The 26303-nt window shown below is 65.0% G+C and carries 1 protein-coding gene; it reads right to left on the bottom strand.

The window, feature by feature from the left end; genetic code table 11:
- Positions 1 to 22977, bottom strand: a complete 22977-nt coding sequence (locus K8O92_10240; GenBank protein ID UAK34212.1) for a hypothetical protein — start codon at positions 22975 to 22977, stop codon at positions 1 to 3.
- Between the last annotated feature and the right edge of the window lie 3326 nt (positions 22978 to 26303).

Here is a 26303-nt window from a genome sequence, read left to right on the forward strand (position 1 = left end):
TCACCGATCGGCGGACCCTGCCCCGCTGTCGGTTTCGGCTGCGTGACCTGGTGACCGTCGGCTCGGCCGCGCGCCGGGCTCTGCCGGGTTCTCCGGCGGCGCGTCGACGGTCTCCGGCTTGTCACCAGCGGAGGGTACGGCTTCTAGTATCCGGGCGGCTGCCCTGCTCAGGACATTGTCCAGTTCATCGTCCAGTTCGGTGACCACCCGATCGTACTCGCGGAATTCTTTCGCGAGCTCGAAGAATTTCGGATCTCGGAGGGCGTTGGCGGCCGGTTGATGCCTATGTGTATCGGAGGGAGAGATTTCGACATGGCCGATGTGGAGAACACGGGGATCGAGGCTCGCTGCGATGGCTTGACGGACCAGTGCTTCCCCGGCGTCGGCCAGCCTGTCACGCAGAGCGGAGATCGGAGACCGACCCGATCTCGCAATGCCGACCAGGTCGATGTCTTCTAGAGCGTAGGTGAATTTCCAGTGACTATGACCGCGAACCCGCGCGAGGGTCGACGCCGCGTGGGCACGCAGGTCGTCATGAGGTGCTGATCGGAAATCACGGAACGGACCTGGATCGAGACCCTGCTCGACCATCAATTCGAGCAGGCACTCCGCCGCATCGTCGAAGAGACTGTTCAGCAGCGTGAGCGGATATTCGGAATTGCGGAGATCTTCTATCAAATCCGCTGAGTGTATAATCAGAAAAGCCTGATCGCGCAGCCTGTGAGCGATGGCCATATGCTGAATATCCCTTTCCCATATGCCGCGATGATTCACTATTTCGTAGGAAAGTTGTAAGGGGTATGCCTGCAACCAGTCGGTGAACAGATTCGGATTTATGTTCCAATCCGCAAACCGGGTACGGATCTTTTCCCGCCGGGACATTGCCCGATCCCATTTTCGAGCGAGTTGGTCTACCGTCGCCGCACACCGACGCAGTTCGCTCAGTGCCGATTCTCCGATCCCAGTGCCACCCTGAGCCGGATCGATCGCCGCGTCCAGCGCGCGAATAGCCCACTCCCACCTGCTGTAGCGGTGGAATCGGCGAGCATCGGATTCCGCTGAATGCAATGCCAGGTAGTCATGTACTAGTCTGGCGGTGGGCGCTGCGTGGGTGCCGGGGAATGCACGCAGCCTGCGCACCCTCTCAGGCGTGACCTCGGCGTATGACAGTCCTCTCCGCTCGACGAGTTTGTCGACGACATTCCGCAGGCACATTGCCAGAGTACGCTGCCCTTCCGAATTCGGTTGAACCTGCCAGATCGACTGATTGTTCCTCCCTCGTCGCATTATCAGCTCCCGTTCGGTCACGCTGACTGATTCGAGATCCCGATCGAATGCCTTTTCCATGTCATGACACTGGAACCACGCCCACCTGTGCAATGCCCATACCGGTTTGCTTAGGCTTGCGGAACGACTCTCGATGACTCGAGGGCCTTGCTCGAGCAGATTAAGCCCACCGTAAACAGCTCGAACCGCGTTCTGCAGAATGCGATCGACCTCACCGTCCAGGCGATCCATCTCTCCCAGCGAAAGATACAGAGTTTCCAATTCGCGGAGCTCTGAGAACTCGGAGATCAGCGCCATCAGCCGACCCAGATCCTCACCGGAGAGAGTAACCGTGCCTTCGGACACCTTGCCGGATTCCCCGTGCCGCCGGACTTTCGCCTGGTTCGAATCCCACAGGTTCGCTCTAATTGATTTCAGCTCGGCATCGGTGACGGTATTCGGATCGAGCTGGAGACCAGAACTGATACGTAAAGAGACAATATTTCTCCGGGTTACTATTTCTTGATACTCGGACCTGTCCAACTGGAGCAGCAGCTTCGAAAATCCATGCTTCTGGCAGAGGTGGGAGAAGCGTCTGTAGCTCGTTCGGGAACCCTTGTATATAAAAGGATGCAGTACATGTAGTCGCTGGACCGTATCGAAAACTAGACGGAACTTTCTGGCCAGGATATCAGCCGAACTCATCCGAGCGTCGATCCATTCACGCATATCTCGAAGCGGCGGCAGCAGCAGATCGACACGCGCTGCCATCAGCTCGACCCGATCGTGAACGCGCTGGAATAATTCTGTCCACCGGCCGGTGTCCGGCGATTCCTCGCTCTGGTTGATCAGAGCGCGACGATTATGCAGCCGGTTCTCGAGCAATATTCTCAATTCATATAATTGATGCGGGATGGTATCTATATCATAGATATTTCGACTGTCCTCGGAATCGTTGATGGAGTCGATGTCCGTTCGGCCCTCGATGCGAGCGATAGTTTCGTCGAAAGATGCAAACGGAAACTCGAACAGAGCCGATTCCGGTTCCCTCCCCGCCCTGAGTTCCCTTCCTGCTATGAGTAACGTATCGAAACGGACCAGATCCGCTTCCGTCTCGAGTTCGCGAATAACATGAGATATGTTGTGAGCCCGACTTTCGTAATGCTGGTGGTCGATTTCTGCAGTGATCACCGCGTCCAGAGCATCCAGCTGGGAATCGATCGCAGCTTCGTCTTCGGTCAACGCAGACGAGTCCTTTTCCTGAAGTCGATCGCGGCGGTGGCGCAAGTCCACGCGCAAAACTTCTAGGAACGCGGGGTCGAACGATCCCGTCCGATCGGCTCGCACATCAAGATCACGCCATGCAGCCCTACGCGTATAGAGCACATCCTCCGCATGCTCCTGCCGCCGCCACGCATCGCGCCACGCCTCTTCCAGGTTGTTCAGGCGTTGGACCCGCTTACTCAACAGGCTCCGTTTGCTGGCGCCCAGGGCCGCGTCGCGATCATTCAGCGCTTCCTGCGTGACAGAACGGATCCACCGGAGACCAGGCCCGAAGGGCGACTCTCCGCTGTCTGATTCTGTCGAGGAGCTCTGCTGAGTCTGGAGATGTTGTCCCCGAGCGACAACATCCACCTTGTCGAGAATATCGCTCAGCTCGCCGTTCAGATCGCGGAGTTCAGCGTCGAGTTCGGTGAAGATCTCCGGCCTGGCGGCGGGGTCCGGCACGACACCGGCCGGGCCGTCGCCGCAGGACAGAACACGCATCTGTTCGACCAGATCCGCGGTCGCCATCCACTGCGACTGCTCTATCTCGTCGATGCCGACACCCAACTCATAGATTCGCTGTGCCCAGCCCTCGATCTGCTCTGCGAGATATTGTGCCGCCCCCCCACCCATCGGGTTGTACCGTTGCCATTTGTTGAATAGCTCCGAGACCACCTCGGCCAATCGCTCTGCGTCGGCGAGGCCTCGCCGTGACCGACGCAGGCGGCCGATCTGGTGGATGAGATCGGTCATCTGCAGTACTTCGAGGTATTCAGATGCGGCAGCGGCAAACTCGCCGGTCACCTGCCCGGAAGCGACAAGTCGAGCCACTGACATACGGATCACGCCGTCATCGATAGAGGGGTTGTCCGGACCGATACTCCGCGAAGCGGCAGGCCACAGCCGGATCAGCCGCACGCGCGCGCCGTCCAGCGCGTCGTGCCACAGCGCCGCGTCGTCGTCGAGCACCTGGTCCGGGTCCACCTCGTACGGGGCCACCATCCGTCTCAGACATTCCATCCGATAATCGAACGGATCCAGCCGGCGTCGCCACATCGAGTGCAGGGCCGTCAGACCGGCCAGCCACAGTCTTCGCTGCGCCGAGTCCAACAGAAGCCGCGTGATGTACTTCTCCGTTCCCCGCGGCACCGGCACTTTCAACCGCCCGGGCATTTCGATCCCCGGCCCAGGCTCCCACAGCGGCGTGGCCGCCCGCCGCAAACGCCTCGTATCCGGCAGCGGTTTCCTGAACTCCCGCATGAAATCGGACAGCAGAGCTTGCCTTTCCGGAGCGATCCAGCGCCGCTCCTGTATCAGGTCCGCTGTCGAAATCCTCCACTGTCGCAGCTTTGCCCTCGGGGCTGACGAGTACCAGGTGAAATGCAGTGATCCGAGACGGTCCGCCAGGATGCTCATACTGCGGCTCACCAGTGATTCCACAGCGCGTAGGTCCGTTCCGGTCACCAGGTCCCGGAATGCGTCCGGGTCACGGCTTCCGTCGACGCTGAACCCACCCTCCTCGCGGAGTTCCCTGTACCAACGCTGCACGATATCGTCGGAAAGGTTTCGCGACCGGCAGAATTCGGAATAGATCTCGGCGATTTTTCCGGATTCGCGGCGTCGCCAGAAGTACTCGACACCGAACGCAAACAGTGCTTCCGCCAGGCGCATGAAATCATCGGCGGGCGTAATTCCCTCGGTGCGGATGCCCGTGCGCTCACGCACCTCGTTCAACCAACGCTCGATAGTCTCCAATGCATGCATTTCTCCTTCGGCCACCTCTGTAACCGAGTCCACGATCTTGTCCATCACATGTTCGGATGTGATCTCCCACCGCGCCCGTGCTGCCCGGTAATCGGCATCCGAGTCATCCTGTCCCCGGTCGGCGACGAGTGCCGCGCGTACCGAGACCTCTACCCAGGCCAATAGCATGCCGATCGAGTCGTACACATTGCCGCGAAGCTTGCCGAGTGCATAGTCGATGATAAGGCGGTTCGCTGTGGCGAAATCACTGTGCGTACCCTCACCGACGGTACCGTCGGCGGACGCACCGACAGCCGATAGCGCGGCCCCGGAAAGGGATTGCCGCATCGTTCCGTCCGCTGTGGAGACATCCGCGTCAACAGCGGGATTCCCGGGATGCTCGAGTTCGGGCGAATCCGGCGTGTCGGCGTAAGACATACCCGGACGGGGAACGGGCGCGATCCACGGCACTGATATCCGGTCTCCCCCGATGCCCAGGAAGCTGCGCACATGGTCCGATACCTCCTCGCTTCGTACGAGATCCGTCCATCCGATCAGCGACGAGGCATATCCGCGCAGGGCCGCCTCCGCGTTCCGGGTGATTTCTTCGACCGCCAGCAACGCGGACACGTTGTCAATGTGTATGTTACCGAATTCGTGTTCCCGGATCGCGAAGTTCTCCGCCCAGCGCTGGGCAACTTTCCACGCATACTTACCACAATGCGACACCGCATTTCGGAGGAGCTCGGAAACATTATCTGCCCCCGCACGGCCGGCTTCCAGGACGGCGAGCAGGGAGACAATTCCGTACTGTTGCCGCAATGCGACATCCAACTCGATGTCCCGGTCGTCTCCGGTATGCAGCGGGCTGAAGTCCTTGGCATCCAGAACGTACCCGAGAGCCATCCATATCGCCATGACGAAGTTGTCTTCGCCGTACCAGTGAGGAAACGGAACCTCGCCGAGCAAGCGGAGGTCGGTCAGCAGAAAGGCCCCGCTGGCATCTATTCCACTGTGGAGATAGCTCTGCCCCTGGATTACGGTGCCGACGGTGGCAGCCGCATCCTCCACGTGATTGACGTCCTTTTTCCCCGCGTAATGGCCGCCGATCCCGATGAACTTCCCATCCGGAACAGGAGTCGACAGCAGTTCGGTCACCACCTGCGAATCGACCGAAACCAGTTCCCCTCGGAATATCCCGTCCCGCAACCGGATATCGTCATCGAGCAGCAGCGCTCGGTCCGACGGCGCCCCGCAAACCACCGCCACAAATTGCAGCAACGTCAGCACGCCCGGCTTGTTCCACTCCGGACGCCCTAGGACCTTGAACGCCGACTCGGTGAACCGTCTGGCAGCTTCGGAAGGCCAGGGCATACTCGCCAACAGCGCCGTACGTCGTTCTTCGTCGACGTACACCACATCGAACGAGGCATTGTCGATGATATGTCTGTTCCTGGCCCGATTCTCCGGGTCGACGGAGTCGTCGTAGATGAACACCGTGAACCTTCCCGGAACCACGGCGGCGATATCGTCCAGTAGCGCTGCCATGCGTTCCGGTCGGTCTTTGGTGCAGAAATGGATCGTCAGGGGCGGCAGAACCCCGGCGGATTCACCGGCTTCCGGCGGCACCGGCTCGTCCCCGTCTCCTTTCCGGCCTTCGGCGGTCGGTGCGGTCGTGGACTCGGCACCCGAACCGGACGGCTCGGGAGCCTTCGACCAGGGTGTCGACCCTGGCGAGGGTTTCGACAGTCGATCGGCAGGATCGCGGCCTCCGGTCCGCTTGCCAACAGCTCCGGTCACATTGACACGATCCGATGTTCGGCCCGACCACGGTGTCGGCGAGGCAGAGCGCGGGGTTTCACTCGAATCATCACCCATCGCCTCACGGATTGCCGTGGCGGCCTTGTCGTGATCAAAAGGTTCGGTTCGGGCGAGCGAATCGGCGAGGCGTGCCCCACGCTCGGAATTGGATGGTTCGCCTACACCGTGGGGAGCCAACGAGCGATCATCAATCGAGTCGCTGACGTCGTCCGTTCCTGATTCCTCGTCGCTCTGGCCGATCCGCAAGTCATCCGGCGGTACCTCGTCGACACCGCCGGGCAGCCGCAACGGGTTGCGGTGCTTGTCGTAGGCCTGGGCCCACAAACCGTTCAAGTCGGAGGCACGGGTCAGATCGTCACGCACCCCGCCCTCACGCACCCCGTTCTTAAGCCTCTTAGCCGGATCCTGCAACACAAGACGAACATTGTTGCCCTGCTCGTCACACCGATACTCCAACCGACGAGTGTGCGCGTTCACCCCCTCCCCATCCACCACATGCGTGCCCTCGATAATGACAACCGAAACACCATTGCGCTCAGCCGCAGGAAACCTCGCCACCATCGCCAACAACGCCTGAACCACAAAACGCAACGGAAGAACACGGTCGATCGGAAACTTCTGCGGCCGACCACCCCCCAATACCGCCAGATACGGCTGCCAAAACACACCACCCAAACCCACATCATCAAGCCCCTCCGCATCCGGCGAACCAGTGTTGTCCAGATGTGACCTCGACACCCACGCCGCACACTGATTACGAGCATGACCATCCGGCCGCCGATAGGGCGCCTCACCATCTCGATCCGGACCATCCCCGCGGACCGAAATCCTCCCAGCCGTCCCCGCGCTGCCGACCATGGACCGAGCGCCCGGCTCCGCGCGCTCGGCCAATATCGAATGAAATTCCACGCTTCGCAACTTTTCACCGGCAACCGCAAGAAGGTCCCGCGCAGCCTCCACACTCAACTGCAGCCGGACAGCAGCCGCCGCCACCGAAACGCCCTGCAAATAACACCAAAAAACCAGAGCGGCCGCAACATCGGGCTCCGACACATCCGCCAACGCCGCCCGGATGGCACGTGCCACAGACATGTCATACACCTCATCCGTTGCCGGCCGGGAGGTATCGGCTACATCGAACCCCTGCGGCCGGCCCGCATCGTCGACTTCACCAGTTCCGATCTTGGCAGCCTCAGTCCCAGTCACAAACCTGCCTGTCGGGTCCCGATCAGCTACCGGTTGATTAATCGAAATCTCCGACAGCGACTGCAGCCGTCTCGCCTCTGCCACCTCCGAGATGGTGAGGCCGAGAGCCCGCGAAATTTCCTCGTCGTCCGGCGCAACTCCGGTTTCCTCGAAACGACTCGAGGTGTAAGCACGAACCCTTCCGACCAGCCTGCCGACACCCGGGCCGAGATTCCCGTACGACTTGTCGCGGTAGTAAAAGGATACGCGACAACTCCCTGATGCGTGAGCTATGAAACTCTGAAAAGGTACATGATTCGCGATCGCACTCAAAATTCTCTCGCGAAAATACTGAGTGAGTTCGTCTCGTTCATTACCTGGACGCGCCCATCGGCGTGCCACCGCTACGGCCAGCCAATCGAACCGTTCGTAGATATGATTCCGGATCTGCCGTTCCTCTGCCGACCCCACGGCCGTTTCGATGTATCGCCAGAACTCCGCCTCCTCGTCCGGTCCAGCCGGCGTGCGATCCGGAGCGTCATAGAATTTCTCTATTGCTGCACGCAGAATTCTGTTCGAAAAAAGACCGGCATCACGCCCTATGCGCAGGGTCACCAATCGCGGAACAGAAGTCTCAGTCCATCGAAAGTTGTTGAGCCAAATTTTGTTTCGACCCATCGCCTGCGAAAATATCGCTCGGGATTCGCGATGAAACAGCCGAGTAGCTTCCAGCCATTTATATACTGAATCGAATGCTGCCGGATCCGGCATCAGTTCGGCACGAAGCCTTTCGATGAAGTGCACCATACCGTTTCGGTATGACGAACGCACCGTCGTAGCGGTGACACCAAGCTCAGCCGCCACCTCATCGGGACTTCGATCCCGCAAAATGCAGTCCTCGAAACAGATCCGCTGCTGCTCGGCCAGCCCCTCGAGGCTACGCTGCGCCGCCTCCTGATACACGGTTGCGGCCTCGCGGGCCACAATGAGCATCTCGTCCCAGGTCAGTGAACTCGCGCGCACAATCAATTTGCTTACCGACGGTCGTTCGATTTCGACCGGTAGCATCGCGACCAGTTGAGTCATAACCGCAGACTCCATTTGGCTGGCCGCGTGCATCGTTTTACCCAGTTCCTTCGCGGCCCGATCGACAGTGCGATCTTGCAGCCACCGCGCCTCCGCCCACTTGCGCTGCTGTCTCGGCAGCTGGTGCAGGCAACGCCGCAGCACCTCCCGATGGAAAAACGCGGCCTCGCGAATCAGCATCGATGCCTCGTCGGAATCGAGCGATCCGACACGAGCGAGCAAGTCCGCGAACCGAGCGGGCCGGTCCAGTTCGCCGGGAAGCATCCTGACGAACGGAAGCAACCCTCGACGTTCCGTCTTCTCGACCGCAATACGTGTCTTGTTCAACTGCCTCGCCACGTAGCCCACGTCGAAGCCACGCCCCAGCAGCTCCAGGCACTCACGTTCCTGGTCAGAGAGCCGGGCCAGGCAGCTGTGGGCAACTGACGGATAGAGGAACAAGGCGTCCGCCAGCAAAGTCCTCGCCTCGGAAATGTGCAACGACCCAGCGCGGTTCAACAACTCGGCAAAGCGACCGAAACGGTTGAGTTCGCCGGGAAGCACCTTGATGAAACGATATACTCCCTTACGCACGGAATTCTTGACCGAAGACTCTGTCTGGTGAGACTGTTCTGCTATGTCGGCGCGGCTCAGACCATCTCGGAACCGCAGCTGTAGACATCGACGCTCCTCCGGGGAGAGCTCGGCGAGACAACGATCTGCCAGCTCCGGAAGGCGATGTAGCACATCGCGGATCAGATCCGATTTCTCGGAATAGCTCGACACTGCGGCACGATCCAGCAAGGCGGCGAGCCACCCGAACCGGTCAGTTGCATCGGGCAGCAGCTCGGCTACTCGCCTCACCGCGAATCGAGCGGAGTTCCCGACTCCAGCAGCGGTTATGCCCAGCTGTTTGGCCACTCGCTCCGAGCTGCGCCCCTGGAGCACCCGCAGATCTATACATCTGCGCTGCCGCTCGGACAACTGGCCAAGGCAATGGCCGAGCACCGCCGGATACACGACCATCGCGTCACGGATCGCGGTGACGGCCTCGTCGCTATCAAGAGGTTCGGTTCGGGCGAGCGTATCGGCGAGCCGTGCCGCGCGCTCGGATCTGGATGGTTCGGACACGCCATCGGGAACCGGCGAGCGATCATCAATCGAATCGCCGACATTGTCCGGTGCCGACTCCTCGTCGCTCTTACCGATCCGCAGATGATCCGGCGGTGCCTCATCAACGTCGGGCTCAGAATGCGACTCGACCGCTGCCTCGTCCACGTCTGCGGGCGGGGGATTCGACAGCGCACCGTATTCGACGATTGCGGCTCGAAATGTTCGATTCGAGATGTAACCGTTGTCGCGCATGGTTCGCAAGGTCTCGGAACGAACAGGTCTCCTGGTGCGCAGAATGTGCTGAAGCGCAGCGTAACTCAGACCTATACCGACCGAGAATTCCCTACGTGATTCGCGATGGAACAGCCGGGTAGCTTCCAGCCAATCATATACCGAATCGAGCTTCGCCGGATCCGGAACCAATTCGGCACCGAGCCGTTCGACGAAGAGACCGACACCATATCGGTACGTCGCTCTGACCGATGCATCGGTGATACCCAGGTGGGCAGCCACCTCATCCGGAGTTCGATCCTGCAAAATACATAATTCGACACAAATGCGCTCCTGCTCGGTCAACCCTTCGAGACAACGTTGCGCCGCCTCCTGATACACGGTTACGGCCTCGCGGGTCACAATGAGCATCTCGTCCCAGGTCAGGGAACCCGCGCGCACAATCAACTTGGCCAACGACGGCCGTTCGAGCTCGACCGGAAGCATCTCGACCAGCTGGGGCAAAGCCGCACGTTCCAATTTGCTGGCCGAGTTGCCCGATTTGGCCAACTGTTCTGCCGCTTGATCGACAGTGCGATCCTGCAGCCACCGTGCCTCCGCCCACTTACGTTGCTGTCGTGGCAGCCGGTACAGGCAACGGCGCAATAGCGCTGGATGGACGAACCCGGCATCGCGGATCAGCATCGATGCGTCGTCGGAATCGAGCGATCCGACACGCGCGAGCAAGTCCGCGAACCGAGCGGGCCGATCGAGTTCACCGGGAAGCAATTCGGCGAACCGACGCAACCCTCGATACTCCGACTGCTGGACCGCCTTCGGCGTCTTACCCAACCGCTTCGCAACGTGGACCACGTCGTAGCCACGCCGCCGTGCCATCACACACTCACGGTTCTGATCGGCGAGCTGAGCGAGACAACTGTGGGCAATCTCCGGATAGAGGAGCAATGCGTCCTCGAGTAGAGTATCCACCTCAGAAATGCGCAACGACCCAGCGCGGCCGAGCAACCCGGCAAAACGACCGAAACGGTTGAGCTCACCAGGAAGCACCTCGATGAAGTGATTGACCGCCCGACGTTCGGACGACTCGACCGAAGTCACCGTCTTGTTCAAATGTTCCGCAATATCGGCGCAGCCGAGACCCTCCCGGAACCGCAGCTCCGCACATCTACGATCACCCGGAGGGAGCTTATCGAGACAACGATAGGCCAACTCCGGAAGGCGATGCAGCACCTCGCGGATCAGATCCGATTTCTCGGAATAGGTCAACACTGCGGCGCGGTCCAGCAAGCTGGCGAGCCACCCGAACCGGTCGATTGCATCGGGCAGCAATTCGACTACTCGCCTCACCGCCGATTTGACACATCTGCCCACCGCATACGTTGTCGCACCCAACTGCTTGGCCACTCGCTCCAAGCTGCGCCCTTGCAGCAGCCGCAAATCTATACACCTGCGCTGCCGCTCGGACAACTGGCCGAGACAATGGCCGAGCACCGCCGGATACACAACCATCGCGTCACGGATTGCGGTGACGGCCTCGTCGGTATCAAGAGGTTCGCTTCTGGCAAGCGAATCGGCGAGCCGTGCCGCACGCTCGGATCTGGATGGTTCGGTCACACCATCAGGAGTCGGCGATCGTTCATCAATCGAGTCGCCGGGGTCGTCCGGTCCCGACTCCTCGTCGCTTCTACCGATCCGCAGATCATCCGGCGGCACCTCATCAATACCGCCGGGCAGCCGCAACGGGTTGCGGTGCTTGTCGTAGGCCAGGATCCACAGGGCCTTCAGATCGGACGCACGAGTGTCGTCCTCATCCGCGGTGCCGAAAAGCCCTTTGCCCGGGTTCTGCAACAGGATCTTGACGTTGTTTCCATGCTCGTCGCACTGATACTCCAAGCGACGGGTGTGCGCGTTCACCCCGTAGTCGTCCACCACATGCGTGGCTTCGATCGTGACCACCGAAACACCGCAGCGCTCAGCGGGATCCAATTTCGCCACGGCCGCGAGCAAAGCCTGCACAACGAGACGGAGCGGGTGAGGGGGATCGATCGCGAACCGCTGCGCCTGACCACCCCCCAGTACCGCCACGTACGGCTCGAACGACGCGCCGCCCAGACCCCCGTCACCAAGCCCCTCCTCATCCGGCGAGCCCGTTCGCTCCAGATGCAACCTCGACACCAACGCCGCGCACTGATTGCGATCGTGGCCGGAGGGTTCGGGTTCGGGGGCCGAGGGCGTGTCCTGTTCCTCGACTCCCATTCGCACCGCGAAGGCGACCGACGAATCGAGAAGGTTGGCGAATTCCTGGTCGATGTCGGCTGGTGCGCGGAATACATCGATCTGCTCCGCAGCGGCGACCATCAGGCACAGACGCAGACATCGCTCAGCCCGCCGCCGCACCTCGTCGTAACCCGTACGTCGCTCCAAGTCGAGGACGGAATTCATCACCCCGGACATGATCCGGCGCACGTCCAGTTCGTCGGGTGACGCCTCGGCCTGCGAACGCAGAAACGCACTGGCGTTGGTCGCGCGGACCAGCTGATGCACGGCGCGCGAGAGCATTCGCCGCAACGCGTGCGGGTGACCACCGGCCGGACCAGACCGATTCGGCTCCGTCTCTACGTTTTCCGCCTGATCACGAGACAGCTGGCGCGCCCGGTCCAGCCACCGCTCCGCACTGCGCCGAAGTGCACAGTAGTCGTCGAGCGCCTGCATCCGGATCTTCAGGCCGTGATACCACGCGATCGACCGTTTTCGTTCGTCGAACGCCTTCCGCAGCCCGATCAGCCCGACGTATCGCTCGGCGAGAGCGGCCAAGCGGATCGCTTCGGCGTCAGCCCCCGAATTCGGCTGTGCGCTCGCGTCAATCAGCAGCCGCAGCTCATCGACCTCCGCCGATTCGTCCCAGTTCCCAGCGCCCAACTGGGCACCGGCCGAGGCGATGGCGCGGTTGAGCGCGTGTGCTTCCAATCCCGAGCTTTGCCGTACCGCCCGGCCGTCCAGCGGAAACCGCCGCACATGGTCTTCCGACAACTGTTTGTAGTGCTGGTAGCTCCGGTCCTGCCGGCGATCGGCCGCATCGAATGCCGCCGCCAGAATGTCGATCGCGCTGATCTCGGCGGTCCTGCGTGTGACCACGCGAACGAGGTCGATCGCGATGTCGAGCTGCCGCACTCGCTCGCCTTGATCCGGCGCGCCTGCCAGCTGCGCGCGCAGGCTCGTCAGCCGGGCCACCTGGTTCTCGCCGACCTGGGCGTCTGCCAGGCTCGTCGGATCGATACCGAACTGTGCGCTCGGTTCGGCGGTGAGGGCGGTGCCGGCGCGGCGACGGCCGGCCAGGACATGGAGGCGCAGCGAGGCCACCGTTTCCCACACCTCGTCTGTTCCCGAGACCCAGCCGGCGTCCTCCTCGGGCCGGGGCGCCCGGTGGGACACACCGGAGAGTGTCAGCGCCGCTTCTTCCACAGCGGTGTCCAGATCGACGTTCAGCCAATACAGTTCGTCGTCCAGCCGGACGAGAATGGTCGATTCCCAGATCAGCTCGCTCAGATCCCGGACCGGCTCGGCGACGCCGGGCGCTGCATGCCCGGGGTCGGTCACCGGGGCGGCCGCAGACGGCGACGCCGACGGTCGGCGCAGCTCGGCCAGGTGGCGCAGGCGAGCGTGCACGAAGGATAGTTCCGGACGTGAGACGGGCGAGTCGAGCCCATATGCCCGGACCGATGAGCCGAACCGGCCGCGGGTCGGCTCGAGCGAGCGGATCCGCCGCTCGATGTCAGCCACCGCGATGACGAGTCGATAGAGCCGGTCTGCCTGCGCATCCAGGCGTCGCAGCGCGCTGCCCAGCCGGATCACCTCAGCGGGCGCGTTCCGGGTGCCCAGCTCTGGCACGTCGGCTCGCGGCGCGCCGTGCGCCTGTGCCAGCAGTCGCTGGTATTCGGCGGACCGCCGCGTCAGCTCCTCTTCCATCGACTCGATCGTTCGCGCCAACCGGTCCAGCCGGCCGACGCCGCCCACCAGCTTCCAGACCGCATAGGACTCGCTGAATCGCTGCGCTGCCGTGGCGAGTTCGGCAGACATGTCGCCCCACGCCAGACGGTGAACCACGACCGGGTACAACCACTCGTCGTCCACTCGGTCCGGCTCGCGCCCCAGCAGCCGGACCAGCTCGGCGCGCGCCTGGGCGTGCTGGCGGAACCAGTGCTCCCACACGGCGGAGCCGATGTCGAGCAACTGCCCTGGATCGACGCCGTGCGGCCGGAGCAGTTCATCGAGTTCCCGGCGTAGCAGGGCGCGCTGCTGGTCGACCCGGCGGACGATCGCACGTCGGACATCCGGCGGCAGCGGCTGCGCCGCGTTGTCGTCCCTGTCCACGTCGTGCTCGGCCGAATCAGCTGTCGCATCCCCGCGGATGGCGATCTGCGCCGCCAGTTCCCCGAGCAGCCGGTCGAGGTCGGCGTCGCGTGCTTCGACATCGGCGGTTCGCTGCTCGGCCGCGGCCGCCGCCCGCGCCGCCGCCACATCATCGAGCAGATGCGCCAATTCGATCAGCCGACGGGTCCATGCGGCACGCTCCTCGCGCCGATTGCGCGCCGAGTGATGCGCGGGTTCCATCAGACCGTTGGCCTCGTCCCACAGCGCCGCATTGATGGCGTCGTCCAACGCATCGATGGCGCGCGTCCACGCGTCGTGGCGATGGAACCGTTCAGCGCCTCCGATCACCGGCTCGAGAGCCCGGATCTCCGCGGCGGCGGCTACCTCGGCCGGGGCGGCCGACTCGGGGCCCAGTTCCGCGTGCCGCTGCTCGACCCGCTCACCGGTCACCGCCGCGGGCGGGCACTGCCAGTGCTCGGCCAGGACAGTGCGCGCGCGCTCGAGGCGGGCGTTCAACAGTGTCGTCACCTCGGAGCCCGGCGAAACCTGCCATACCGACTCGACCTTCAGTGCCCGCCCGCGCGAGACGACGACCCGCTCGGCGGCCGCGCGCTGCTCGACCGACGTATCGCGCAGTCCGGCCAGATGCTTGCCCAGCGTGAAAGTGCGTTCCACCGGTCGTGATTCGCCGCCGTCGGTGAACCGCATGCCGCGCAGACCGCGGACCGCGTCGGCCAAGACGGCGTCCCACTCGGCATCCAATCGCCGATGATTCTCGGTCAACTCGGCATACTCGGCGATTCGGCGCAGCTGCAGATACCACTGTGCCGACATCGCCCGCAGGAATTCCACCAGCTGCGCGGGAATCGAGTCGGCGCTGTCCCGGTACAGCTGCCCCAGTTCCGTCAGCTCCTCCTCGCCGACCCCTTCGAGATCCCGCCCGAGCACCGATCCCAGGCTCGCACGCATCGAGTCCCGTTGGTTCGCCGGCCGAGTCCACCTCTGCTCGTAGTCTTTCGCCAGTCCATCAGCATCGCCGGGCCGGAGTTCCCGCCCGAGGAACGACTCCACCGCGGTACGCATCCGGTACACCGCGCGGTCGAGTCGCTGCTGTGCTCGACGGCCGGGCCGCAGTTCCCAATGCCGGAACCCGCGCAGCGCAGAGAGCGTCGCGAATTCGATGTCGTCCACTTCCGGCAGGCGATTCTTTTCGCCGGTCAATCGGTCGAGCCGGTGGGCAAGCATGGCCATTCGATCGAACACCCGAGTCAGGGCGTCGACGGGGCGGCCATTGTCCCTGGCCTCGGCAAGCCACGAGCGGATGTCTCGCAATGCCGCACCGAGCGCATCAATGCGCTCGGCTCGACGCTCCACCCGGTCGATGCCGTCGAGCGCGCTCAATATGTCGAATCGAGCGACGAAATCCATGACTGCCGTGGAATATTCGGCCAACGCCGCGCTGTCGGTGAGATCCGCCGCCATCGAGCGCATGCGGTCCAGCCGGGCTGCGACCTCCTCCGGCGGGTCCGGCGCGAGCCCCAGCAGCTGGTCGTACTGTGCGTCGAGTTGACGGTTCCATTCGGCACGGACCGGCGAGTCTCGGCGCCGCAGCTCCGCGAATTCCGGTTCCGACAGCGAATATCGGCGATACGAATCCGACTCCCGGAGCCATTGGGTGAGATCGAAGGCATCGAACCGAGCCTGCTCACGCTCATTCGTCAACCGGCCGCCCACGTCGGCGTGGCCACCGTTCACGTAGCGGTGCACGATCCGGTGCAGACGGTCGTCGAACGCCGAGTGGTGGTCGCGCAGTCGGTCTTGCAGTTCCGGCGTCGAGCCGAGGCGCGTTCGCAGCTCGGCGAGCTCATCCTGCGTACTGCGGATGACTCCTGCGCCGGTGTCCAGCTCGACCAGCTCCTTCTGGAGCAGATCGAGCAGGTGCCTGCGGTACTCGTAATCCGCGTTCGCCTGAACGACTTCGTCGAGCTCCCGGAGCCATGCGGTGGCATCGGCTACGTCGCCGTCGGGCGCATCCGTCCGGTGTAGCAGGGAAGCGAGCACATTCTGGACGGTGTCGCGCCGTCGCCGTACCTCGCGCAGCTCGCCCGATCCCGGCCGCACCTCTCGCTCGTTCAGGTCCCGGCATCGGGTGATGCGCCGGGTGAGATCGGCTGCTGCCCGCTGATACTGCGCGTGCGCATCGGCCAGTGCCGCTGCCAGGGCATCCAGATGCTCGACACGGTCCCGCAATCGGGCCGGGGAAACCCCGTTCGGCTCCGGCGCGGGCTCGATCTCGGAGTGCGAATTCCGGGCGTTCGCTGCGTGCCTCGCGAGCTCAGCCGCCGCGTCGGCGCGCAGCCAGCGCAAAGGTTCACTCAGCTCGGCCCATGGCCTCGGTTCCGGTGGTCCGCGTTCGGGCGGGCGGGCCTTGATCGGGTGGATCGGGAACTCCACACCGGGGCGGCCCGTGGGCTCCTGATCGGGCAGCAACGGATTTTCCGCGTTCCCATCGGATTTGAACGCCAATCCATGATATGTCGCGCCAGGTCCCGCGACCTGCGATAAATGATCGGCCCACAGGTCCACCGCCTGGTCGCCTCGCACCGTCCGTTTCTCGGCGACCGCGACCCCTCGCTCATCGAGTCGCACGACTTGCTCCTCGACCATGATCACGTCGCGATCCCACTTCACCGTGAACGCGTGCGCACCGGCGTCCTCGAATTCCACAGCGCCGATGACGGTTCCGCGGCTACGTCGCACGTGCTCGATAACCGCCGCGGCATTCTTGTATCCGCCCGAATGCCAATTCGCACGGGCCCACCGGGCCGCGTCCCTCCCGTCGACTCCTGCCAGTTCGGCCTCGGGCAGGCGATTGGGTGGAATATCCAACTTGGGCCGCGGGCCCGGTCCGGCCTCCGCGGATTGCGCAGCGACCAAGAAGCATGTCTGCGGAACCCAATAGGTAAGCGGATGCGAGTCGTAGGCGTCGAACGGGGCTCGGCCTCGCAAGAACGTTTCGACCTGTTTGACCAGCCCACGCTGCGTCTTGGCGGTCATATTCCCGAGATGGCTCGCCAGCACGCCTTGGATCCGATCGCCCGGTGACAGGCGCCACCTTCCATGGCTGCGCTCGAGCCGCAGCACCTCCGACATGGTGTCGCCCAAATTCGTCGCCCACACTTTGGGTGGCGGACGCTGCGGGTCAGGGACGGACCAGGCCAGCGGCGGTATCTGTCGGGTCCGCAGCCGGAAGAGGACGTGTGCAGGATGGGACAGCCCGATCGTGGGATCGGCGACCACCATGCGGTATCCCAATTGCAGGAGATGGTGTCCGCCGGCCAGGGGCTTCTGTACCGCGGTCGGACGCCCGAACAGGTCACGCCCCGCGGAGGAATCGAACGCTGTCGGGCCGAGTTGATCGAGCCACTCGCGTAACCCCGCGCTCGTCAGGCCTGCCTGGCGGTAGAGCAAGTAATGATGCAGAAGCTGCGACGGAACTTCTTCGGGTAGTGGTCGGCGCCGCGGACCTTCCGCCTGCTCCGCGGAAATCGTCGTAACGCCGAGCCGGCCCTCCGGCTGCAGTGTCACCTCCAGGTACCTCTTGTCCAGCCCGTCTCGCCACAGAGCGTCGGCGAACTCGGGGTTATCCGCCGCCAATCGCAGCAGACTTGTCATGTGCCCGCCCTGCGGGGCGGCGACGACCAGCACACCACTCGCCGCGTCGGGCACGTACCCGATGCGATTGTTGAGTCGGCGCGCATTGCTCCGGCCTTCCAGTTCCGCATCGACGACGCGACTGGTCAAGAATCCGTCACGGGTCTGCTGCGCGCGGGACAGGGCCGTGCTCAATTCTCCATGCCGGTCGTGGAGCTCGATGAACGCCTGGATGCGCCGCAAGTTTTCCCTGCGGCGAGCAGCGGGCTCGCCGTCGGGCAACCGGACCGATGCCAACTCCATCGGATCGACCTGCACGCTGTCGGCCAACGCTTCCCAGTCGAGGTTCGCGCGTTCCTGCAACGCCCGCCGGGCTTCCTGGTCGAGTGGCGCGACCGGGCCGTCCGGATTCCCGACACCCAGCTGACGGGCGAGAGTTTCGCATTCTTGTGTCCAGATGCGGAGACGTTCACCGGCCTCGTTCGCATCCTGCACAAGAGCGTGATAGCGGCGAAGTTCGTCCGTCGACAGCAGGACGTCGAATGTGCTGGGTCGGCGAACAGATTGGTCCACATCCGCGTCACGGAGCCGCTCGGTGACCTCCCGTAGCAGCGGCACCAAGTACTTTCCCTGGATGAAGTGCGGGTTCTCGCCCTTCCCGACGATGCTGGGCCAGTGCACGCCGTGGTTGAAGATTGTCTGGTTCAACGAGTCGCCGACCTGCTGGCCTTCCGACACCCGAGCACGCCAGTCGCCGTCCCCACGCCTGATATCGACGACCAGGGGCCGGCCACCGACAGACGCGATCAGTTGCCAGGAACTACGTGGTGTGCCGGAGGCTCGGATGGGAACCGGGAGGCCGGTGCCTGCCGACTGGACCGCGCCGACCTGCGGGTCCGCTATCGCCAGATCCTCCGTGACCCGCTGCAGCAGCCGATCCGGATCCAGGTCCGCCATCCCCCCGAACCATCGACTCACCACGTCACCCGCATCGCCGTGCCCGTGGGGCGGTGCGATACGCCAACCGTGTCCGTTGTCCGTTAGCTCGACCACTGCGGACAGGCCGCCGAGGTCGACCTCACCCCGCACGACGAGCGATCCACCGATCGGCCCGGGCGGCTCGGCCGCGTCCGGCAGGGCGATCTGCCGGGTGATGATCCTGATCAGCACCGCGGTGGGGTGCGGGAGGTCCACATCCACCGCGGACTTTTCCTTCGCCATCGCGTAGCCGAACGCCTGCAGTGTGCCATCGTGCTCGCCCACCCCGGCCAGCCAGCCGCCGAACCCGGTCTGGACCAGTCCTAGCTGACGAAAGCACAGGTATTCGTCGAGCAGAATGCCCTCGATCTCGGCGATGGTCGCTTCGCGATACCGCCCCTCCGCCTCGCTCGCGCCACAGATCTCCGTGGCGACCGAGCCATCCGCTCCCGGCGTCACCCGCACGTATTGCCGGTCGAACTCCCGTCGCCACAAAGCCCCGGCGAACCTGGCGGGGTCGGACACCGCCAGTTCGCTCAACGCCCGCAGGTGCAGCCCCAGGGGCGCGGCGATGACCAGCGTTCCGCCACCGGCGCCGTCTGGAAGGTAGGCCACACTGTCGGTAACGCGCTCTCCTGCCAATCCTTGGTCGTGCCATTCCGCGATCGTGTCGTCGATGGCGGCGCGGACCGCCTGCCGCACCTGCTCGCCCGCCGCAGGCGCCTTGGCGCGGGCGGATTCCGGCGCTGTCGGCGCGATCGCTCCCGGCTGATCGGGTTCGGGGGCCTGGCGGCCGACAGGTCGAACTTCTCGAACATGAACTCGGCCGTTCTCGTCAACGACGATCTCGCGGAAGTGGCACTGTGCTTGGCCGGCATCCAGTTCGGCGCGAATCTCCGCGGGGACGTCGGCCAGCGCCCGATGGAGCCCCCACACCGAGCCGGCGATGAACACCTGCGGTTGCTCGCCCGCGGGCGCCACGACCGCGACTCCCGGTGCGCGCATCTGCCCGCCGAGCCGATCGATCACCTCATCGCGCAGCACAACCTCTGCGATGGCAGTCGCCGCCTCGGCTCTCGTGGCGCGCTCGACGGTTTCCACCTCGAAGAACAGGGGGAAGTAGCCCTCGACCACGAGCGGACCGAGATCCTCCAGGTGGGAGGCGGCCCGACTATCGGCACTATCCGCAAACCGCGAGCCCGCCCGAGCGTGGAAGGCCACGGCCCAGTCGATCAGGGCATCGACCGTATCCCGCAGCTCACGTGGGCGTAGCTCATCGACTCGTTCGACCTCGAGCTGCCGTGCGCGTCGCAAAATCTGATCGAATACTCGACGTCGTCGGTCAGCGGCTGCCGCGACCCGGCCGCCCCACTCCCGAAGCGTCGCATCGTCCTGCTCGGCGGGCTCGTAAACCCGTGTCGTACCGACCTGTTCCCATCCCTGCGGCGGCGGCCTGTGCGACGAGTCCGCTGCCCATCGGACCGTCAGATCTTCGGCGACGCCGTGCACTCGCTCGGTGTCACGGTCGAGCAGTCCGGAAAGGCGGTCGCATTCTTCGACATAGTGGAGCAGGTTGCTGAGCCTGCGGAAGCGCACTACCTGTCTGTGCCACTGCTCGAGTTCGGTCTTTCGCTTCTTTGCCGCTTTTCTGGACAATGTCTTCTGCTCGGCCGTCAGCTCGCGCAGACTCCGCTGCGCCCGGCCCACCGTGAGCGCGGTCTGGTTGGGGATGAGAGCGGGGTCGACCAGGCGATTGATGCGAGTCTGTGTCAGCAGCGCGATCTCGTTTCGCAACTTCGGCAGCTCGGACGACAGATTCGACGGCTGCACGTGACACAGCTTCATCCACTCGCCGCGCAGGCGGTGCGCGCGAATCAACGCGTCCAGTGTGTCCAGGCCCGCGTGAACCGCCCGATCGAGGTCGATTTCGCCGGTGTCGGAATCGGCGTGCTGGTCCGGTACCTGCTCCTCGCCGGATTCTGCGTCTGCCATCGACTCCCACAGGCGATTTCTTTCCTCGACCGCTGACACGTGATCCTCGAATGCCGAGGCCAGTTCCTCTATCGTTTCGGGCGGCATGTCCGAGCTGGTTCGGGTCTCATCGATCAGCTCCCGCAGCTTCGACAGATGGTATTTTTTCGTCTCGATACCGAACTGTCCGGCGATCAGTTGCAGCCTGAGCCGGTAATGCCATTCGAGATTCCGGGCGCGCCTCAATGCCAACCCGGCGATCTCGCCCGCGGTCGCGTTCTGTTCGTTCAGCCGCAGCAGTTCCAGCCGCTCCTGTTCGGCGCGGAGCCAGGCGACCTGCGTGCGCGCCGAGATGAGCAGGCGCGGCATGGCGATCAGTCGGCCGATTTCGAGGTATGCCAGCGTGGTCGTCAGCAAGTTCCCGACCCATGCGGACGCAAGCCGCTCGCTCAGCAGCCGCGACTCGGCGAACGGATCGGGCCCGCTGGCGTGCGGACCATCCCACCGCGGCAACAGCTCTGGTACGCCGAGCAAGTCGGCCAGCCGGCGGTCGAGTTCGCTGGCTGCGTGGCTCGGTGCTCGGTGCGATTCCGAGGCAGCGGTCGAATCCGCAGGCGGGAACACCCGCCCCTCGGTGTCGAGGATAACCCTGCGCATGATCCCGTGCAGGTCTGCCAGAGTGTTGTCCTGGGAAGGCGTCGTGAGCCGCTGCCATGTCGGGCCATCCGTGACCTGCAGCCCGCGTTGGAAACGATCGATCAGCTCCGACATCCGCTGGCGCACTCCCGGCCGCAGCAACTGCCGAATCAACTCCGCCCGCGTGTCTTTCCACTCACGACGCTGGGCCTCGAGCCCCGATTCGTCGGACGGATGCGCGGCGCTCATCCATTCACGTTCGGCGATCAGGTCGGCCAATTTCTCGGCCTTCGCCTGGAACTCACTGGTCCACTCCGCCAATTCGTCCGAACCCGGCATGAGTTTGTCGGGATCGATACCCAGCACTGCGCTCAGCCGAGTCAGCTCGTCGCGCAATCGGTCCGCGCGGGCGACGGCGGCGGCGTGGGTCTCGGCCAGCTCATGTTGGTGGGTGTCGAGGTCGCGGTCATCGATTCGGCCGCCCGGTTGTCCAGGGGCATCGGCGCCCGATACGGCACGTCGCGGCGACGCTTCGGCAAGATCGCCGGATCCCGTCGAGGATTCGCCGATGTGGTGGATGTTGCCTTCGGCGTCGTAGACGACAGCGAACATGAAGAGGCCGGAGGGGAGTTTGCGGCGTTCGAATACTTGCTTGGCGCCAGCGTCGACCAGCGCGTCACGCCATTTGATCACGCCTGGTTGCGCACGGTCGTGAAACACCAATAGCGCATGCCCTCTGCCCGCGACACGGCGGGCGTGCCTACTCTCGGTCACCACGTAGGCGGCCGCGCCGGGACCCAGATCGTCGAGCAGGTCGGCTATCTTATCCCAGGCGAAGAATTGGTCCCAGTGGTCGCTGCCCAGGGCGGCAAGTAGCTGTTCCGGGATCGTCCCGCCGAAGTCGGCGTCAGGGACCGGTGGTGTGTCAGCGAGAGTTTGCGCGGTGTTGGGGTTCTCCTCCTGCAGGTACTGGAAAGTCAACAACGCGCAGTCGATTGGTGCCGGGGTGCGTGGCAAATCCGGGACGTGAAACTCGCTGTCGCCGTCTGGTTTTCCGGCAAGCTCGGAACCGGCGACCGGTGCGAGCGGTCGCGGGCGGTGCGAATCCTGTCGTGTTCGCGCAGCGACCGGCCCGGTCGTAGCTGGTCGCGCCGGCCCTACCGGCGGGCGGACGCGTCGATCCGCTGCCGGGCCACGCCGGGCCGCCGGAGCCGACACCGCGTGCGGGCCATCCGATTTCATCACCCACCCAGAAGAATTCGCCGCTTGGGAGCCGGACGCGCCGCCCGGCGGCTCGGCCGAAGGCGTCGACGGCCAGCGCGACCTTCCCGGTGGCCGCGGCGAATCGGTCGGGATTCCCAGTAATTGCAGGCGCCTGTTCAGATCGCCGGGGGCCATCCGCACCAACCGGTCCAGCCAACCCTGGCCTGCACCGGATCCGCGGGGACCGGCCGTCCAGACCCGAGCAGACAACCGGTTGAACTCGATGGCCGTGTCGATCAGCGAGGCGAGCAGCGACCGCGAGTCGGCGAGGTCGATCAGCTGCCGGACCTCGGCCGGTATCGGCGTTGACGTCGCCGAACCGGACGGCTCGTGGGATTCGGTCAAGGCGGCGAGCTCCTGCTCGATCCGCCGGATGCTCAGTTCTTCGGGTGCCAGGCCGAGCCGTCGCGCCAATTCGGCTGTCCGCGCCTCGAATTCGGCGCGCAAGCGGGCGAGTTCAGGGGAATCGGGGCCCAATGCCCACTGCTCGACCTCGATGCCGTGCCGACGCGCGAGTTCCCGGCTGAGTTCGCCGCGCGCGAGCCCCAACCGAATCCACTCCGGTCGCAGTGGGGAGGCGAACCACCACGACTCGCCCATCGCCTGCCTCGGCCGCACGGGGCTCGATGTTGGCGCGGAGGGCGTCGGAGGTGCCTGCTCCGAATGGTCCGTCGACCTCTCCGGTACCGGGGGCGAAGCCCCGACCTGCGCGTCGAGCGTCAGGTACCGATCGAGAGCGTCGATGAGCTCATGCAGCGGTGATGTCGGTCCGTCGGGGTCGGCCAGCCGCCGCAGCTCCGTGAACCGTCCCGCGGGCACAGCGGTGCCGTCCGGTTCCAGCCCGGCCGCACGCAGCCAGTCCAGCGCCGCGCCCGCAGCACGCTGCGCCTGTTGCTGATCACGCAGCATCTCGCCCAGCAACCGCCCGACATCGGCCAGCAAACCTGCCTGTGCCTCCGGACTCAACCCAGCCCACCCCTGGGCACCCAACGCGGCCAACCGGACTTCGAACCGGTCGATCACCCGCCCCAGCAGATCCGACCCCGCCGACCGCACCTCGGGCAACGCGACCCGCAACAAATCCGCCACGCGCTCGGTCGCCTCGACATGCGACTGCCGCCGATCCTGCGGTCGAACCGAATCCTCGTCCACGGTCGCTGAGGCGGTGCGCGGGGGTTCAGCCGAATCCGAGACGGACTCCGTGACAGGTTCCACCGCAGCGGCGCTCGACGTCGCGTCCGGTGGTAATGCTGACGCAACGGCCGCCTCGTCGTCCTCGGCCCCCTCGTCGTCCTCGGCCCCCTCGTCGTCGTCGGCCGACAGACCAGTTTCCAGAATCGCGGCGCTCGACGGCGTCGGGAAATCCCGAATGCCCGGCGCCGATCCGGGCACGGACGACTCCGGCGCAGTGTGACCGGCTTCCGGACCCGATGCCGATCCGCCCCCCGCAACCACCTCGGTTGCTGACGCCGATTCGCCTCGCGAAGACCCCGCGCCAGTACGCCCGCCGGACCCATCGGCGCCGGCACGATCCGTCGTATCGTTGGGTGCGGTGAAGGATTCGGGTGCCCGGGAAGGGGCCTGCGCCGGATTCGGCGACGTCGCCTCGTTCGCACCCGCCGGTGTCGCCGAGTGCGCCGCGCCCGATCGCGTCGACGTGCCAGTCCCGGAATCGCGCTGCGGGGACTGGGTCTCGGCTATCTCTCGCTCGCGCGCTTGCCGCGCCCGCTCGAGCGCGGCCGACCTTGCGGGATCGGTCCGGTCCGACAGCACATCGGTGAGTTCGCGTGTGAGCACCGCCGTCTTCGATGATCCCGCCGCCTCGGACCGCACGCCAGACGACGACTCCGGAGCCGAATACGCCGCTGTCCCATCGCTTTCCGCTCCACCTCCCGGCGTGGCAAAGATCGCGGCGGAGGACCTCGGGCCGTCCGGTGCCACCAGCCCCGGACCGGCCGGAGTCGGTGGCATCATCCCAATTCCGGCCAATAGCGCGGCGGCCTCAGGGGTCAGCGCACTCGCGTCTGTTCGGCTCGGCCGCCGCGCCTGAGCCACTTCCCTGTCCCGCAACTCACGCGCCCGCTCCAGCGCCGCGTCTCTGACACGGTTGCGTTCGGCCGTGCTCGACGGCTCGGCAGCCGAAAGCCCAGTAGTCCCATGGACCGCACGCCCATCCGTCCCGGCGCTCGACGACGACCCGTCCGGGCTTGCCCGGCCTGCCGTACCCCCCACGCCCTCCGACGGCACCTCAGCCCCCGCGTACACCCGAACCGGTACGGCCACAGCGGTATCCCGCCGCAACAAGGAACTCGCCGCATCCAGCACCCGTTCACCGATGGCCTGCACCTGCTTCAACCGCTGCTGCAACGCCCCGGCACTCGCGGCCGCCAGTGCGGACTCTGCCGGACCGGCGTCCAGGTGCAACATCAACCCTGGCGTGCCCAGCAGCCGGTCACGCAGCGCATGCACCTCCATCCACCTCTCCACCACCACCGCCGCATCATCACCCGCCCACTCCCGCAACCTGTTGCGCAGATCCGCCGGCACTGCCTGCGCGGGATTCACCCCGTCACCGACCGGCTCCCTACCGTTCGCGATATCGGCTGCCATGCTGCGGCGCACGCTGTCCCCGATCAACCCGCCTGCGTCCGCGTGGGCCTGCTCCGCCCATTCCGGCAAACGTTCTGCCCGCTCCACCTGCAACTCCACCGCGTCACGCAACCTCGACGGGCTCATTCGGTAGAACTCGGTATCCGTGAGCCCGAGCCACCGCGCCAACGCCGACCCCCGCCACGCCGTCTCCTGTGCCAGCACCTTGAAATCCGCCGCCCGCATCTTCGCCACCGCATCCGCCGACGCCGTGGCGGCGAACTCCCCGATCGGATCCCGCGTCGTCACAGTCCGACCGGCCCCGGCCTGCGCATCGGCCTCGCCGATCTCGGACGCGGACTCAGCACTTCCCGCTGGGTCCGCGGCGGTCCGGTCCGCACCACCGGCAGCAACCTCGCCACCCCTGGAGGCGGGTTCTCCGCGACCCGGCGCATCGCCCGTCTGCCGTACCTCGGCTGTCTCGGCCCTCGCGCCGCCGTGGTCGGAGACCTGCACTTCATCTGCCGGGTCGGGTTGGCGATAACGAGGGTGCGCCGAATCCCAGGTCCCGTCACCGGCTCGCGGGTCGATCGCGGTGACCCGAGCGTCCGCGCTGCGGTACCGCTCGAGCTCGTCGAGCAAGCGGCCGACCGACGGCACCCGCTCCCCAGACCCGGCAGCCCGCACCGCCGGCCACCGCGGTCCATCCGGCACGCTGCCCGGCTGCTCGGCGAATCCCGCCTGCCGCAACCACTGCCGCGCGGAGACCATCTCGCGCCCCTCGGCCACGTACGCCTGTGCGCGATGGGCCACCTGTCCGTTCAGATCAGACAGCGCACTGGTGAGCACTCCCGGCCGCATCCCGGCCACGCCCCGATCACCCGGGGCTGCCACCCACGCCTCGACTTCACCGACCGCATGCTCCAAGGGCTCCGGCCCCCACCACCGCACCTCCTCCGGCGATCTCCCCAGCAACCGCGCGACCTCGCTCCGAGCCGCGTCACGCTCGGCCACCGCCTGGTCCAGCCCGGCCGCCTCGCTATCGGGCTCGGGGCCCCCGGACACCCCCGGACCAGCGGCGGGTTCCGTCTCGTCGCCGCCCCCCGGCCGCTCGGCGCCCCCCGGCAAGTCCGCCGATACCGAATGCGCGC

Origin of the sequence: Nocardia asteroides, assembly GCA_019930625.1 — a bacterium.
Lineage (GTDB): Bacteria > Actinomycetota > Actinomycetes > Mycobacteriales > Mycobacteriaceae > Nocardia > Nocardia sputi.